At 68.2% G+C, this 13,993-nt stretch carries 14 protein-coding genes; 2 read left to right on the top strand and 12 right to left on the bottom strand.

The annotated features are described in order from the left end of the window. The first annotated feature begins 69 nt into the window (after positions 1–69). Positions 70–1,026, top strand: a complete 957-nt coding sequence (locus NNX35_RS04220; protein WP_255867058.1) for a LysR family transcriptional regulator — start codon at positions 70–72, stop codon at positions 1,024–1,026. A 32-nt stretch (positions 1,027–1,058) separates the two neighbouring features. Here NNX35_RS04220 and NNX35_RS04215 read toward each other — a convergent pair whose 3' ends face one another. From NNX35_RS04215 to NNX35_RS04160, 12 genes are all read right to left on the bottom strand, one after another. Then, positions 1,059–2,063: a fumarylacetoacetate hydrolase family protein gene (locus NNX35_RS04215; protein ID WP_255867057.1), complete on the bottom strand. Its 1,005-nt coding sequence runs from the start codon at positions 2,061–2,063 to the stop codon at positions 1,059–1,061. Beyond that, positions 2,056–3,174 carry an amidohydrolase family protein gene (locus tag NNX35_RS04210; protein WP_255867056.1) on the bottom strand — a complete coding sequence of 373 codons (1,119 nt, stop codon included), beginning with the start codon at positions 3,172–3,174 and terminating at the stop codon, positions 2,056–2,058. Before NNX35_RS04210 ends, NNX35_RS04215 begins: the two co-directional genes overlap by 8 nt. Continuing rightward, positions 3,171–4,298: an FAD-dependent monooxygenase gene (locus tag NNX35_RS04205; protein WP_255765262.1), complete on the bottom strand. Its 1,128-nt coding sequence runs from the start codon at positions 4,296–4,298 to the stop codon at positions 3,171–3,173. The genes NNX35_RS04210 and NNX35_RS04205 overlap by 4 nt, the downstream gene beginning before the upstream one ends. 44 nt (positions 4,299–4,342) lie before the next feature. Next, on the bottom strand, positions 4,343–5,323 hold the full coding sequence (locus NNX35_RS04200; protein ID WP_255765728.1) for a cyclase family protein: 981 nt from the start codon (positions 5,321–5,323) through the stop codon (positions 4,343–4,345). 26 nt (positions 5,324–5,349) lie between these two features. Beyond that, positions 5,350–6,324 carry a fumarylacetoacetate hydrolase family protein gene (locus tag NNX35_RS04195; RefSeq protein ID WP_255765261.1) on the bottom strand — a complete coding sequence of 325 codons (975 nt, stop codon included), beginning with the start codon at positions 6,322–6,324 and terminating at the stop codon, positions 5,350–5,352. Positions 6,325–6,328: 4 nt separating this feature from the next. Beyond that, positions 6,329–7,348, bottom strand: coding sequence for a VOC family protein (locus NNX35_RS04190; protein WP_255765726.1), 1,020 nt, complete (start codon positions 7,346–7,348; stop codon positions 6,329–6,331). 83 nt (positions 7,349–7,431) lie between these two features. Then, positions 7,432–8,691, bottom strand: coding sequence for a glycosyltransferase 87 family protein (locus NNX35_RS04185; protein WP_255765260.1), 1,260 nt, complete (start codon positions 8,689–8,691; stop codon positions 7,432–7,434). Between the two features lie 128 nt (positions 8,692–8,819). Beyond that, positions 8,820–9,611 carry a GNAT family N-acetyltransferase gene (locus NNX35_RS16150; RefSeq protein ID WP_370646947.1) on the bottom strand — a complete coding sequence of 264 codons (792 nt, stop codon included), beginning with the start codon at positions 9,609–9,611 and terminating at the stop codon, positions 8,820–8,822. A gap of 186 nt (positions 9,612–9,797) precedes the next feature. Next, positions 9,798–10,763 carry a hypothetical protein gene (locus tag NNX35_RS04175; RefSeq protein WP_255867055.1) on the bottom strand — a complete coding sequence of 322 codons (966 nt, stop codon included), beginning with the start codon at positions 10,761–10,763 and terminating at the stop codon, positions 9,798–9,800. 138 nt (positions 10,764–10,901) lie between these two features. Beyond that, positions 10,902–11,930 carry a hypothetical protein gene (locus NNX35_RS04170; protein ID WP_255867053.1) on the bottom strand — a complete coding sequence of 343 codons (1,029 nt, stop codon included), beginning with the start codon at positions 11,928–11,930 and terminating at the stop codon, positions 10,902–10,904. Further along, entirely contained in the window at positions 11,927–12,265 is a 339-nt protein-coding gene (locus NNX35_RS04165) for a PadR family transcriptional regulator (RefSeq protein ID WP_227919600.1), read from the bottom strand. The genes NNX35_RS04170 and NNX35_RS04165 overlap by 4 nt, the downstream gene beginning before the upstream one ends. Positions 12,266–12,554: 289 nt before the next feature. After that, the gene (locus NNX35_RS04160) at positions 12,555–13,031 is read right to left on the bottom strand and encodes a MarR family winged helix-turn-helix transcriptional regulator (protein WP_255862389.1); all 477 of its coding nucleotides are present in this window, start codon (positions 13,029–13,031) and stop codon (positions 12,555–12,557) included. 45 nt (positions 13,032–13,076) lie between these two features. Here NNX35_RS04160 and NNX35_RS04155 point away from each other — a divergent pair, with 45 nt between their 5' ends. Beyond that, complete coding sequence (locus NNX35_RS04155) at positions 13,077–13,991, top strand: EamA family transporter (RefSeq protein ID WP_255867052.1); 915 nt, start codon at positions 13,077–13,079, stop codon at positions 13,989–13,991. Positions 13,992–13,993 lie beyond the last annotated feature (2 nt).

The raw sequence follows: 13,993 nt of genomic DNA, 5'->3' as shown, positions 1-13,993 counted from the left end.
GGAAGGACGGCCCAACCGCCCCGATGGGAAGAAGACGAGCCAAGTAGCCGCTCGCCTATGCTGTCCCGCATGAAGTCCATCGATCTGAACCTCCTGCCGACGCTTCAGGCCCTGCTCCGGCTGCGCAACGTCTCGAGGACGGCGGAACACCTGCAGCTGAGTCAACCGGCTGCAAGTGCCGCCCTTTCCCGGCTGCGCCGCTATTTCGACGACGAGCTGCTCGTCCGTTCCGGCAGGCACTTCGAGCTGACCCCGCTGGCGCAGGATCTGGTCCCGCTGGTGGACGAAGCGCTGCAGGGCCTGGACCGGGTCACCGGCATCCGGAGCAGGTTCGATCCCTTCACCAGCGACCGCGAGTTCACCATCGCAGCGTCGGACTACGCAGCAACGGTGATTCTGGAACCGCTGCGCGGCATCCTGCAGGTCGAGGCACCCGGTGTCAGCGTGAACGTTGTCTCGGGGGATGCGATGCCCCTGCATCAGGCCGATTTCACCCGCTGCGACCTGATGGTCGGACCCACCGGGTACTCCCTGCCCGGGGAGAAAAAGGCGGTCTTCCGGGACAGCTTTGTGGCGGTGGTCGATTCCGGGAACCCCATCCTGCAGGCGGACCCCCTCCGTGCGGAGGACCTGGGCCGGCTCCCGCACGCGGTGGGCAACTTCGGCGCATCGATCAAAACCCCTGCGGACCTCTTCTGGGAAACGCTGGGAATTCAACGCCGGGTCGCTGCGCAGGTATCCGGGTTGCTTGCCCTCCCGCTGCTCGTCGAAGGGACGGACCTGGTGGCGGTGGTTCCGAAAATGCTCGCCCTCAAATCGCAGCGGGGAGCAGGGATTTCGATCATCGAATTTCCCGCGGAAACGGAACCTGTGCTGGTGGAGGCCATGTTCTGGCACCCCAGCCGAGCCGAAGACCCGGCGAGCCTGTGGCTCCGTTCCGTGGTCCAGCGCGCCTGCGCCCAGCGGCACCCGGAGAGCACCGTCGTGACCCGCCTGGCGGAGGTCGGCGGTCCACCGCAGCCCTGACGTTCAGCCCCGCGCCGCCGCGGCCCTGACGTTCAGCCCCGCGCCGCCGCGGCGCCGTCGTAACTGCGCGGCAGGCGCTGCCGGGGCCGGGCACGCACCAGGGTGGATGCTTCACGACGGGGTCCCACGGTGTTCGTGATGGTGCCGATGCCCTCCACCGTCATGCTGACGCTGTCCCCCGTCTGCAGGGGAGGCGGAGCCTGATCACCGAGGCGTCCCCACAGTTCGGCAAGACAGCCGCTGCCGCAGGTGCCGGACCCCAGCACGTCGCCCGGAAGCACCCGGGAATCCTGCGACGCGTAGGCAACCAGCTCGGCAAACGGCCAGCCCATATTGGACAGCAGATCCTCTCCGACCCGAGACCCGTTAACGTCCACGCTCATCTGCAGGGCCAGGAAACCGTCGGAGTCGTACCGGTGAGCGAATTCGTCGGCAGTGACAATCCACGGACCCAGGGTGCCGGCGAAGTCCTTTCCCTTGCACGGACCCAGGCTGACCTTCATCTCCCGGCGCTGCAGGTCCCGGGCGGACCAGTCGTTAAAGACGGTGTAACCGAAGATGTGCTGCTGCGCCTGCGCTGCGCTGAGGTTGCTGCCGCTGCTGCCGGGAACCCGCCCGATGACGGCGGCGACCTCCGTCTCGAAATCCAGTTGGCTGCAGCCGGCCGGGATGGGAATCTCCTCACCCGTGGCCCGGATGGTGTGCGGATTGCTGAAGTAGAACGTGGGGGCCTGGTACCACTCCTCCATAACGCCGGGCGCGCCGTCGATGCTGATCCGCATCCCCTCCACGTGTTCCTCGAAGGCAACGAAGTCGCGCAGGGTGGCCGGCACCAGCGGAGCCAGCAGCACCACGGCGGACAGCGGCGCGGACGAGGCGGCTCCGATGACCCGTTCCGCGGTTGCCAGGGTCTCGTCCAACCCGGCCTCGAGCAGGTCGTTGGCAGTCTGTCCTCCGGGAAGCCCGTAGGCCCGGTCCTCATGGATGAAGCCGGAGCGGACCTCACCGCCGTCGTTCCAGCGTGCGAGCTTAACCATCGATTTCAATTCCTTCCCTGGGTGCGGCACTACTGGCGCCGGCCTCGGCACGGCCGGCCCGGATCCCGAGCGCTGCGGCATTGCCGGCGAGGAGTGCCTGTTCCTCCCCGAGGGAAAGACCGGCGGCCCGGACGTCCCCTACGGGGTCTTCCGAGCCCATGTCGAACGGGTAGTCGGAGCCCAGCAGGATCCGGTCCGCCCCGGCGGCCCCGGCCAGTGCGCGCAGTTCAGCAGGACTGTGGGTGAGCGAGTCGAACCACAGGCGGCTGATGTACGACGACGGCGGGGCAGCGCACACGCGTGCGTCCGGCCTGACCCGCCAGGCATGGTCGGACCGGCCGAGCGTGCTGGGCAGGTAGCCGCCGCCGTGCGCCGCGATGATCCGCAGCTCCGGGTAGCGGTCCAGCACCCCGGCGAAGATCAGGTGGGAAAGGGCGACGGCGTTCTCCGCCGGCTGCGAGACGGTATTCGCCAGGTAGAACCGGTCCAGCCGCTCATCCAGCGAGCAGCCGAAAGGGTGCAGGAAAACGAGCGCTCCGAGTTCTTCGGCCCGGGCCCAGAAAGGCTCCAGGCGGGCGTCGGACAGTTCCACGGTCCCGGCGTTCGGTTCCTGCCCGGGGAGACGCCCGAATCCGGGGGCGTAGGACCCGATTTCCACCCCCAGCAGGCCGCAGTCCAGCACCGCATGCTCCAGGGCCGCGACCATGGCCTCCGGGTGCTGCAACGGAACAAGTCCCAGCCCCGCAAGCCGGCCGGGGGCGGACGCCACCAGCTCCATGACCGCGGTGTTGGCGCGGCGGGCGATTTCCCCGCCGAGCTCCAGGCCGGCGAAATAGTAATAGTGCGACGGCGAGGGAGAGACCAGCTGCACGTCGACTCCCGCGGCATCCATGTCCGCGAGCCGCCGGGACAGGTCCACCAGCCGCGGCCAGCGTTCCCGGATCATGGCGCCGGAGATTTTCACCGATTCGGGTCCCTGCCGGCGGGCATCGAGTTCCTGCGCGGCAGCAAACTCCGCCGGAGCGCAGGCCGCCACATACTCCTGCAGCGCCGGCAGGACCACGTGGGCATGGACGTCCACCACCGCGGGCAGGGACTCTTTTCCGGTCATGCGGGCTGGCTCACGGTTGCCGCTACGGTGGCGATCACGCCCGGGACGTCGGCGTCCCGCATCCGTCCTTCGAGCATCCACTGTCCCAGCTGCACCGATCCGCGGATGACGGTGCGGGCCCGTTCCAGCCGTCGCTGCGTGAAGGCCGTCCAGAGGGAGTCATCCAGCGTTTCCCGGCTGGTCAGCAGATCCGCCAGGACGGCTCCGTCTTCCACGGCCATGGCTGCCCCCTGGGCGATGGTGGGCGGGCAGCTGTGGGCGGCATCGCCGATAATCACGGCCCTGCCGCGGTTCCAGGGTCCGTCCACCAAGTGCGCAGTGAACCGGGTGTAGTTGATCCGCGCACTGTGGTCCAGGCCGGCCCGGATCTCCGTCCACGGCCCGCCGTAGGCTGCCGCGAGTCCGGCCATGATCTCCGGTCCGTCCTCCACCCTGCGCTCCTGGGCGTCCTCGACCAGATAGGCGTACATGCTGTCCTGGCCGGTGGGGCAGTACCCGGCAATGTAGCAGGGCCCGCCGTAGGTCAGATCGGTGCGGACCACATCGGCCGGCCGGTCCACGAACGCCCGCCAGATTCCCATTCCGGTGGGCTCCGGTTCGGTGGTGATCCCGATCGCGGCCCGCACCGCCGAGTGCAGTCCGTCGGCGCCGATCAGCAGGTCATAGGGAAGGCGGTCGCCGTCGTCGGTAATGACGGTGACTGAACCCGTGTCCTGTTCCACCCCCTTGAGCCGCCTGCCGTAGCTGATCCGTACTCCGGCATCGGCGGCGCGGCGCCGGAGCGCGTCGGTAAGGTCCGGCCGGTACATGCCCAGGGTGGCGGGCAGGTCCGGCCCGCCGGTCCGGACGTCGTCAACCACGGACAGCACGGTTCCTGCCGGATCCGGTGCGCGGAAGCCGAGCTCGCTGAAGGCGAAGCCCTTGGCGGCAATTTCGTCCCAGATGCCGAGGTGCCGGAAGATCCGCAGGGCGTTGCCCTGCAGGGTGATGCCGGAGCCGAGCGGGGACGGGGCCGCTTCCTTCTCCAGGACTTCCACGTCCACGCCGGCGTCGGCCAGCAGAATCGCCGCCGTTAATCCGGCTGCGCCCGACCCGACAATGCCTACCCTGTTCACAGCTGCCATGATGCAAACTCCTTTGTTTTCATTCCGGCGGATTATGTATCGGCTTATTTCACGGCGATGGGATTGACCGGCGAGCCGACGGCGCCGGTGATGGGCAGCGGGGCCGCCGTCAGCAGAAAGTCATATTGGCCGTCCGCCGCGCAGGACGCGGCAAGCTGCTCCGGATCCCACATTTCGCCCAGATAGAGGCCCAGGTTGGGGATGGCGATCTGGTGCAGCGGCTGGAACGCGGTGTCGAATTCGTTCGGCCGGACCTCGAACCCCCACGTGTCGGTGGCGATTCCGGCGATCTCGCTGCGGTGCAGCCAGGGCGCCATGCTGAAGGACAGTCCCGGCGCCGGCCCGCCTGCGTAGTCCCCCCACCCCTGCCTCAGGGTCCGGGCGTATTGGCCGGTGCGCAGCACCACGATGTCACCGCGCCGGATCTCCGAGCTGGGCCCCTGCTGCTCGATGGTGGCCTCGATATGCTCGGCGGTGATGGCGAATCCGTCCGGCAGCTCCCCGTCGCCGCTGCCCGCGCCGGGTCCCAGTGCCCGGCCGACGTCGAGCAGCACGCCCCGGGTGACGATCCGGGCCGCCGCGGTCTGGATTCCGGTGAGCTGGTCGCCTTCGCTGGTCACCACCGCACCCGCCCGCCGGCCGTTCCAGGCCTTTCCCCGGTCGAAAATGTGGCCGAGCCCGTCCCACTGCGTGGAGCACTGCAGCGGCATCGCGATGAAGTCGTCGGCGCCTCCGATGCCGTGCGGAAAGCCCTGGTTGCCGAACTCCGCTTCCGTGCCGGTGTCGGTCATGGTGTGGACGGGGTTGATCCGGCGGCGCCAGCCCTTCTGCGGACCGTCGGTATTGAACGGCTGGGACAGGGAGAACGTCTGGCCGGTGCGGACCAGCCGGGCTGCCTCCACCCGCTTGGCCTCATCGATGAAGTTCAGGGTGCCCAGGACGTCATCCGGCCCCCAGCGCCCCCAGTTGTTGTGCGCAGCAGCCATCGCCTCGATGCTTCCCAGCGCGTCGTCGCGGCGGATCATCTCCTGGTCTTCGGCATTGATTCCGGTCACGGTGCCACCTCATCCCTGCAGCGCACGAGCTGCGTTCCCAACCCGGTAATCGTGCCTTCCATAACGTCGCCGTCGCGGAGCATCCGTCCCCAGTGGGCCCCGTTGCCGGCGGGGCTGCCGGTCAGGATCAGGTCCCCGGGCAGCAGCGGCATCTGCTGGGAGGCATGCGAAACCAGCTGGGCCACGGTGAAGATCATGTCGGCGGTCGATTCTGCCTGCATGGTTTCGCCGTTGAGCCGCAGCGTCACCATGAGGTCCTGCGGATCGGCCACGAACTTTGCCGGCAGCACCAGCGGTCCCGTCGGCAGGAAACCCGGGGCGTTCTTGGACCGGTACCAGTCACTGCCGATGGCCGGCATGTCCTTGCGGAAGACGAGGTCACGGGTCGTGATGTCGTTGACCATCGTGTAGCCGAAGACGTACTCCAGGGCATCTTCGGGGCTCACGCGGAAGGCCCGCTTGCCGACGACGGCGGCGAGTTCCAGCTCCCAGTCATGGGCCTGGCTGTAGCCGGGGAGCACCAGGTCCTCGGTGGCGGAGGCCATCGCCGTCGGGAGGCCGATGAAAAAGTACGGGGTACCCTCGGCGGCCCGCCGGTCCATCGTGGCGGCGGTCCGTTCCCGGATCTCCTCGTCCGTGCCTTCACCGTCGCGGTGCGCCACTGCCAGGTCAATGACGTGCTGGCGGTAATTGGCCCCGGCCTGCAGGACCTGCTGCGGCCGCAGCGGCGCGAGCACCGTGAGGTCCGCGTAGTCGAGCCAGCCGGCGGCAGCACCGGCGGACTCTTCCGCGAGCCGGTCCAACTGGCCCTCGGCTTTGTCCCAGTGTTCGACCACCGCTTCCAGGGTGACCCTGTTTCCGGGCAGGTCCAGGTTCGCGTCCGTCAGCGGCAGGACGCGGCCGCCGGTTTCCAGTCCGGCCCGGGGCTCGCCGGTGCCCGGGTCCCGAAACGTGATCAGCGAGTAGGTCATCGATTCAGCCCCTGCCGTGCTTGGCGTAGGGGTTGAGCAGCGCTTGTTTCATTTCCTCCGAGGCGCCTTCCTCCGTGGCGGTGAACCCGTCCGCCAACGGGAAGGATTCGGTCAGCGAATGCGGCATGGCCCCGTTGCGGTAGAAATTGTTTGATCCCTGAGAGGGTGTCCAGGTGCGCGGCTCCCAGTCGGGGACGTAGTTGCGGTAGCCGCCCGAGTTCAGTTCCACCCGCAGAGCGCTCGGCTCCCGGAAGTACAGGAAGTTCTGCTCACCGATGCCGTGGATGGAGGGTCCGTATTCCATCGGGGTGCCGTTTTCCATCAACACGTCCGCGGCGCGCAGCAGGTCCTCATGGGTGTCCACCCAGAACGCGATGTGGTTGACGCGTCCGGCCCGGCCCGAGGTGTCCATGACCACCCCCAGATCGTGCGATTTTTCATTGGTGGTAAGCACGGAGAAGACCGTGATCGGTGCTTCGTCCAAGGTGGTGAAAGCCATGATCCGGAAGCCCAGGGCGGCGCTGTACCAGTCGGCGAACCCGGTGACGTCGCTGCTGGCCACGGTCACATGGTCCAGGAATCGCGGTGCCGCGGCGTGGCTGCTCCGGCGTTCGGGCCGGTCCGGGTAGATGGATGTCCAGCCGGGTTCCGCTACGTACGGCTCCACCTCGTAGAACAGTTTCATCGGGTGCCCGTAGGGGCCGGTGAACTGATAGGCCTTGCCGTGCGCGTGCCCGCCCGGAATCCATTCGCCCTGCACCCCGGCGGCTTCCACATTTGCCGCCGCCGCCTCGAGTGCCTCAGCGGACGCCGTGCGCCAGGCCATGTTCGCCAGGGACGGTTCTTCCCCCGGCCGTACCACCAGGCTGTACCGGTAATGGTCGCCCCAGCAGCGCAGATAGGAAACGCCGTCAAGGGAATCAACCAGGCGCATGCCGAAGTTCTCGACATAGAACCGGGTGGAGGCCTCGACGTCGGGGCTGGTGATCTCCAGATGTGCCAGATGGGAGAGGAGTCGTTCCACGGGCATTCTCACATTCGCTAGGTGCTGAGCTTTTCAGAACCTAACTGTGATCGCCATCACGTAGTTGTGGAAGCAGTCTTTTCCTATGGCAGGTATCCATGCAACGAATGGTCACGCGCCGGCACCGGCGCGGTGGCCCAGAACGCCAGTGCCGCGACCGGCAGCACCACGCCCAGGCCCGTGAACAGCTCCAGCGCCGCCGGGCCCTGGCCGCTCACGACGCCGGTCAGCATCATGGTGACGGTGATCGAGGACAGCATAAACACCGGCACCATCACCACCAGCAGGGCGATGCCCGCGCCGCGGACCCCGGCCCGCCGTCGTCGCACCGCCACCCACAGCGCCGGCAGCACCAGCGCAATCCAGACCCAGTGGTGGAACCAGGAAATCGGCGAGATCGCGAGCATCACCACGGCGTTCGCACTGATCGCCGCCACCGTGTCACCGCGGGCGTCCGAGCGGCGGATGGCGAAGAAGCCCAGCACGACGACGGCGGCCGAGGCCAGCAGCCAGAGCGGACGCTGCAGCGCCTCGGGTGTGCCCAGATGCGTGAGCAGCGAGTTCAGCGACACGTTGTACATGTCCGTGGTGTCCCCGACACGGTCGGAATCGAAGAGCGAGTCGAGCCAGAACACGCGGGACTGCTCCGGGGACGCCAGCCAGCCGACGGCAATGGTGGCGGCGAAAGTGAGGCCCATGGTGAGGATGGCCCGCCAGTCCTTCCGGACCAGGAAGATCAGCCCGAACGCCAGCGGGGTGAGCTTGATGCCCGCGGCCAGGCCGATGAGGATGCCGCGCGGAAGCTTTGACGACGGCGGCCGGAGCAGGTCCGCGACGATCAGGAGCATCAGCATCGGGTTGATCTGGCCGAAGCCCAGGCCCTCGCGCCACGGGCCGAGCACGCCGATCAGCAGGGTGGCGAGGACGGCAACGCCTGTGCTGCCGCCCAGGGCGGTGTGCAGCCGCGGCGGCAGCACCTTGTTTTCCGTGAGGTAGCGGGCGACCAGGAAGGCGGTCAGCACCAGGCAGGCGCACGACGTCGCGGTGAGCAGGACCAGCCCCACGGCCTCGGGCAGGACCGCGAACGGTGTCAGCAGCAGGGCGGCGAAGGGCGGATACGTGAACGGCAGGCCGCGGGTGTCCGTTTCGACCAGGCTCGGGTCATACAGGCGATGCTCGCCCAGGCCGAGGAACGCCCGGGCTCCTTCGCGGTACACGGTGAAATCCAGGCCGTGGATCTGGGCGCCGAGGACCACCAGGAGCAGCGCAACCGGAAGGCCGAGCGCGAGCCAGAGGATCCGGGTGCGGGTGCGGGACGCCGGGTCCGCCGTTGATATTGCCATGCCTGCCAGTTTAGACGGCGGAGTTCCGGCGGCTTTGAGTTGGCAGGCTGGTCCGGCCGTGACGATGCGCCCACACAGCGCCCGGCGTCGTCGTACTCCTTATTCTTCGGATGTTTCGCGCGTGCTGATCAGCGGCGTCTCGGGTTCGGGATCGGGGCCGCCGCCAGGGCTCGCTGTGCTGCAAGAATTTCGGTCAGGGTCCCGGGCTTGGCATAGACCTTGCCCTCCGGGGAGGCATCCGGGACGGCGGCGGCTTCCGCCGGTCCCGTCGCGGCGGCCCGCAGGTCCAGGCACATGAAGGTGCTGTTGGGGTCGGCGCGGTAGCTGCCGAACGGCGGGCACGGGGTGAAACCCGAACGCTGATACAGCCGCCTGGACGAGGCAAAGAACTCCTGGGTTCCGGTTTCCAGCAGCAACGCGATGTAGCCGCGGGCGCGGGCGTTCGTGATGATCTGCTGCAGGAGCATCTGGGCAACGCCCCGTCCACGGGCGGACTCGACCGTGCGCATCGAGGTGATTTCGCCGTATTCACCTGCTGCGCCTCCGAACAGGGGAGGAAGTTCCTTCAACGCGCCGCAGCCCAGCAGGGTGCCGTCCTCGCGGACCGTCCAGAAAGTGACGGAGGGGTCCCGCAGGGACGGAGGAGTCAGGCCGGCGGCTACCGTTCCCGCGGGATACAGCAGGTCGCGGTTCTCTGCGAGCAGGGCCCGGACATCCCCTTTGCCCGGATCGTCCCGGATGACGCTCACCCGGTGCGCCTCCAGGGCGCGCGGGCCGGCCTGCCCTCCCCGGACGGCGGGGCGCGTGTCGCGGAGGTCGGGGATAAGGGGTAGGGCCGCCGTCGTCGCCTGGCCCGCTCCGGCGAACGGGACCGGACCCGGAACGCGGATCGGCGGCGGCGTGGGGATGTAACCGGGCATTTCTACTTCTTCCAACTCTGAAACGGAGACGGGCTCCCGAATGTCTTCCGGGACGTCGACTGTTGTCCCGGCAGAACCCGTCCGGCGACGCCGCCGGAGTGCAGCTGCGGGGACCCGCCGCGTCTTCTCAGCCAGAGTCTAACCGGTGCCCGCCGTGACGGCGGACACCGGCATAGCTGGGTCGGGTTAGCGGACCGTGAGCTCCCGCGCGGCGGCGGCAAGCTCGGCGATCCGGGGGTTGGCCTTCTCCAGCTCGGCTGCGTGCTCGGCGACAACCTCTTTCTTGGTCTCAAGGATCAGGGCGTCGAATTCATCCCGCACGCCCGTTTCCACGGAGCAGTTGTAGTACTTCACGGCCAGGGCCGCTTCGGAGGGAGTGGGTGTATACGTGATTTCAACGTCGGCGGGAATGATCTCCACCCCGGAGGCCTGCTTCGGGCCGCTGCGTTCGGGGTATTCCACCGCCGTACCGAGCTCGACGTCCGATGTGAAGCCGTACAGCTCGCCGGACGCCGGCGTCACCGGCACCCCGGCGTCGACCAGGCACTGGACCACTTCCTGCTGGAGGGGGGCCAGGGCCTCAAACGTCCGGTCGGCCAGGCCGCCGGCCAGTTTGCTGCTGAGCCGGTTGTAGTCGATCAGGCTCTGCTCGGCGTCGTCTCCCAGTGCAGCCCAGGCTTTTGTGTTGCAGGCTTCGGATACTGCCTCGAAGGCGTCGTCATGCACAAAGACCTTGGCCGGTGACGGGCCGAACTGTTCACCGCGGAGCCCGCTGGCCGTAGCGTCCTGCACGCTTTCGAAGAACGCGTCATCAACGGTGAGCTGGTCCAGCAGATCGGCGCGCCACTGCACTGCCGGTTCCTCCGGGATGAACGCCTCGTATTCGGGATAGCCGTTGTCCGCGTAGCACTGGAAGCGGAGGGTGTCCTGGGCAAGGTGGATGGCGTCCATATCTTCGGCCAAATAGATTTCGAACGGGTCGGCCGAGGACTCCGAAACCGGTGCCAGGCCGGAATCGGCGGCACAGCCGGCGAGAGCGGCGGCTCCGAGGGCGATGACCCCGAGGCCGGCAAGATAACGACGACGCCGGACCGGTGCGGCGGGGTCGGAGGCCGGTGCAGGCGCAGCGGGGGAGAGTCGGTTGCGGTTCATGGTGTGCCTTTCGAGACTGGATCCAGGGTGCGGTGCCGGACCAGCTCATCGGGAGCATGTCCGTAGAACGACAGCAGTAATCAGGTGGAACAGGCAGTGCTGCTGGGGCGGGTGGTGCAGGGAAGCTGAGGACGCGGGTTAGGCGGTTCGGAGCCGCCGGGACCGGATCTGCCGGTCCGCGGCGGTCAGTGCTGCCGTGGCCAAGGCCAATCCGAGGAACGCCCATTCCCAGTGGGCGGTAACTGGGCCGGGTAAGCCCGAGGCGGCAAGCCAGGTTTCGAGGGAACCTCCGGACCAGAGCCGTACCAGCAACGGCATCGATGCCACGGCCAGGCCAACAGTCCAGGGGATCATCCGGCTTCCGCTGACCAGGACCATTCCGACGGCCAGCATCAGCGCCGCCGCTGCCAGCGTCAGGGACCGGGCATCAACGGCAAGCACGCTCGCCGCGTCGTAGAAGAACAGGGCAGCGCCGCCGGACAACCGGCTGACGGCCAGCCATAGACCCGCCAACGAGACACCGGCCGTGACGGTCCCCAGCAGGACGCGGCGGGAAGCACTGGCCGCGGGATTGCCGATGAGGGCCAGCAGCGCCAGGCCGCTGAGCACGAGCATGGGAGTAAGCGGCGGTGCGAGGATTCCCGCAACGGCGCCGGAGAGGGGAATCAGCGGAGCTGCCACTGCCGCGCTGAGATGCAGTGTCCGGCGCAGGGAGTGCCGACCGGCCAGCGCAGCAACGAATCCGGCGAGCAGTGCCAGGTAAACCGCCGCGGCCGCCGTCGTGAACGGTCCCGCGGCCAGGAACGCCTCACCGAACCCCTCGCCCGTGGGCCGCCAGCGCAGCGTGCCCGGCCGGACCCACGGACCCCATTCGCCCAGCAGTGTCAGGGTGAGCGCAAGGTAGGTGGCCAGCACGGTGGCGGTGAAGGCGATGCCGTTGCGTCGCCGCCGGCCCACGCTGCCAAGCAGTTCCAGGCCGCGGGTAGCCAGGCCGTTGCCTACGAGGTTGAGCAGTTCGGCCGGGGTGGCCTTGGTGCGGTGCTCGGAACGGGCGACGTAGAGCAGTACGCCGATCAGTTCCTCGCCCTGCTCCCGGCGCCAGCGGCGCGGGTAGGCTCCCAGCGCCCGGGTGTAGGTGGCCTCCAGTTTGGAGGCTCCGCCGTTCATGCTCCGGCCTGCGCTGCGCGCAGTCGCAGCTTCGACATGGCCTGCCGGGCGTTGGCTGCCAGGCGGTCCGCTTCCTTGGCGAGGGTGGCGGCGCCGCCGTCGGTAATCCGGTAGTAGCGGCGGGCTCGGCCGTCCACCACGTCCTCGCCGGAAATCTCCACCAATCCGTCTTCCCGCAGCCGGTCCAGCACCCCGTAGAGGGTGCCGGGCTGCAGCTTCACCCGGCCGCCGGAGAGGTCCTTCGTCTCCGCGATCAGGGCGTAGCCGTGCTTGGGTCCGTCAGCCAGGGCCGAGAGGACCAGGAAGGTCGGCTCGCGCATCTCATGCTTGCTCATGCCCTGAACGATAGTCAGAAAAACTGAATATAGGGAAGAAATGAATATAACGGTTAAGTCACGGTTGTTTCAGTGCTGCCTGGGCTATGGGATCCGGGCCGATTTCCTGCGGTTTGTGGCAATCCCTGCGCTTTTGTGGCAATCCCTGCGTCGCGCGCCGCAGGGATCCGGACAAACCGCAGGGATCCGTACAGGCCGCAGGATTTTCCGGGTCCGACGGCCATGCCAGCAGGGAAGTCGTGAATGTGGAAGGGCCTGCAGCAGCCGACCCGCAAGCGGAAGGGAACCGTCAGCTGTCCAGCTTGGCCAGCAGTGCTGCCAGCGCCTCCCGCTCGCCGTCGCCCAGGGCGTTCAACAGCCGGTGTTCGGTGGCCACATGGTCCGGAAGGGCGGCGTCGACGGCGGTCCGGCCGGCGTCGGTCAGGGTCACCTGCTTGCCGCGCCGGTCCGCGGAACTGGGGGAGCGCAGGACGTATCCCTGCGCCTCCAGTCGGTTCAACCGCTGCGCTATGGCGCTGGAGGTGACCATGGACCCTGCGGAGAGGTCCTTGGGGCTGAGCGTGTAGGGCGGACCGGAACGGCGCAGCGTGGCCAGCACGTCGAAGGAGGCCGCATCCAGGCCGTGCTTGGCGAAGGTTGCAGCAAGCTGTTCATCGAACCGGCGGGCCACCCGGGACAGCCGGCCGACCACGGCCATGGGGGAGACGTCCAAGTCCGGCCGTTCCGCTGCCCACTGCCGGAGAACCATGTCCACGTGATCGCTCATGGAAGCACCCTAGCAATTAACTAAGCACTTAGCTATATTGGCTAAGTGCTTAGCAAAACTGGACTTCTGACTATGACGACGGCCCTGGCGCCGATCGTCTGGGGCACCACCTACATCGTGGCCGCCGAGCTGCTGCCGCCGGACCGGCCGCTGCTGGCCGCCCTCCTGCGCTCGCTGCCCGCGGGCCTGCTGCTGCTCCTGCTGGTCCGGCGGTTGCCCCGCGGCAGCTGGTGGTGGCGCTCGGCAGTATTGGGGGTGCTGAACATCGGACTGTTCTTCGCGCTGTTGTTTGTGGCCGCGTACCGGCTGCCCGGCGGCGTCGCTGCCACTGTTGGTGCGGTGCAGCCGCTGCTGGTGGCGCTGTTTGCCTCGCGGTGGATCGGTGAACGCCTCACCGGACGGAAGTTAGCGGCAGGCGTGGCCGGGCTGGCCGGCGTCGGGCTGCTGGTGCTGCAGGCGCAGGCGCGGCTGGATGCGCTGGGAGTGGCCGCCGCGCTCGGAGGAGCGGTGGCCATGGCGGCCGGGGTGGTCCTGACCAAAAAGTGGGGCACCCCGGACACGCTGCTGGCGGCCACATCCTGGCAGCTGGTCGCCGGCGGGTTGTTCCTGCTGCCGGTGGCCCTGCTGGTGGAGGGTCCGCCGCCCGCACTGACCGGCGTCAACCTGGCGGGGTACGCCTACCTCGGCGTGATCGGCACGGCGCTGGCCTACTGCCTCTGGTTCCGCGGCCTGCACCGGCTGCCCGCCTCAAGCACGGCACTGCTGGGGCTGCTTAGCCCGGTGGTTGCGGCGGCCGCAGGCTGGCTGCTCGCCGGGCAATCGCTCAGTCCCGGCCAGTGCCTGGGTGCGGCGATGGTTCTTGCCACCCTGGTGCTGGCGGGGCCGGCCGGACATCGGCGTGCCACGGCCGCGGCGGTGCGCCCGCATGATGTGCTGGACCGGTCGGTTTCCCCACGCTGAAA

This window comes from Arthrobacter sp. zg-Y844, from assembly GCF_024385465.1.
GTDB lineage: Bacteria > Actinomycetota > Actinomycetes > Actinomycetales > Micrococcaceae > Arthrobacter_B.
Note: the sequence above shows the minus strand (reverse complement) of the source record. Positions and strands in the feature narration are given on the sequence as shown.

Excerpts from the sequence above, each read along its gene's own strand:
- NNX35_RS04220 (WP_255867058.1), top strand. The coding sequence starts at position 70 with ATGAAGTCCATCGATCTGAACCTCCTGCCGACGCTTCAGGCCCTGCTC.
- NNX35_RS04215 (WP_255867057.1), bottom strand. The coding sequence starts at position 2,063 with ATGGTTAAGCTCGCACGCTGGAACGACGGCGGTGAGGTCCGCTCCGGC.
- NNX35_RS04210 (WP_255867056.1), bottom strand. The coding sequence starts at position 3,174 with ATGACCGGAAAAGAGTCCCTGCCCGCGGTGGTGGACGTCCATGCCCAC.
- NNX35_RS04205 (WP_255765262.1), bottom strand. The coding sequence starts at position 4,298 with ATGGCAGCTGTGAACAGGGTAGGCATTGTCGGGTCGGGCGCAGCCGGA.
- NNX35_RS04200 (WP_255765728.1), bottom strand. The coding sequence starts at position 5,323 with ATGATCCGCCGCGACGACGCGCTGGGAAGCATCGAGGCGATGGCTGCT.
- NNX35_RS04195 (WP_255765261.1), bottom strand. The coding sequence starts at position 6,324 with ATGACCTACTCGCTGATCACGTTTCGGGACCCGGGCACCGGCGAGCCC.
- NNX35_RS04185 (WP_255765260.1), bottom strand. The coding sequence starts at position 8,691 with ATGGCAATATCAACGGCGGACCCGGCGTCCCGCACCCGCACCCGGATC.
- NNX35_RS16150 (WP_370646947.1), bottom strand. The coding sequence starts at position 9,611 with ATGCCCGGTTACATCCCCACGCCGCCGCCGATCCGCGTTCCGGGTCCG.
- NNX35_RS04175 (WP_255867055.1), bottom strand. The coding sequence starts at position 10,763 with ATGAACCGCAACCGACTCTCCCCCGCTGCGCCTGCACCGGCCTCCGAC.
- NNX35_RS04170 (WP_255867053.1), bottom strand. The coding sequence starts at position 11,930 with ATGAACGGCGGAGCCTCCAAACTGGAGGCCACCTACACCCGGGCGCTG.
- NNX35_RS04165 (WP_227919600.1), bottom strand. The coding sequence starts at position 12,265 with ATGAGCAAGCATGAGATGCGCGAGCCGACCTTCCTGGTCCTCTCGGCC.
- NNX35_RS04160 (WP_255862389.1), bottom strand. The coding sequence starts at position 13,031 with ATGAGCGATCACGTGGACATGGTTCTCCGGCAGTGGGCAGCGGAACGG.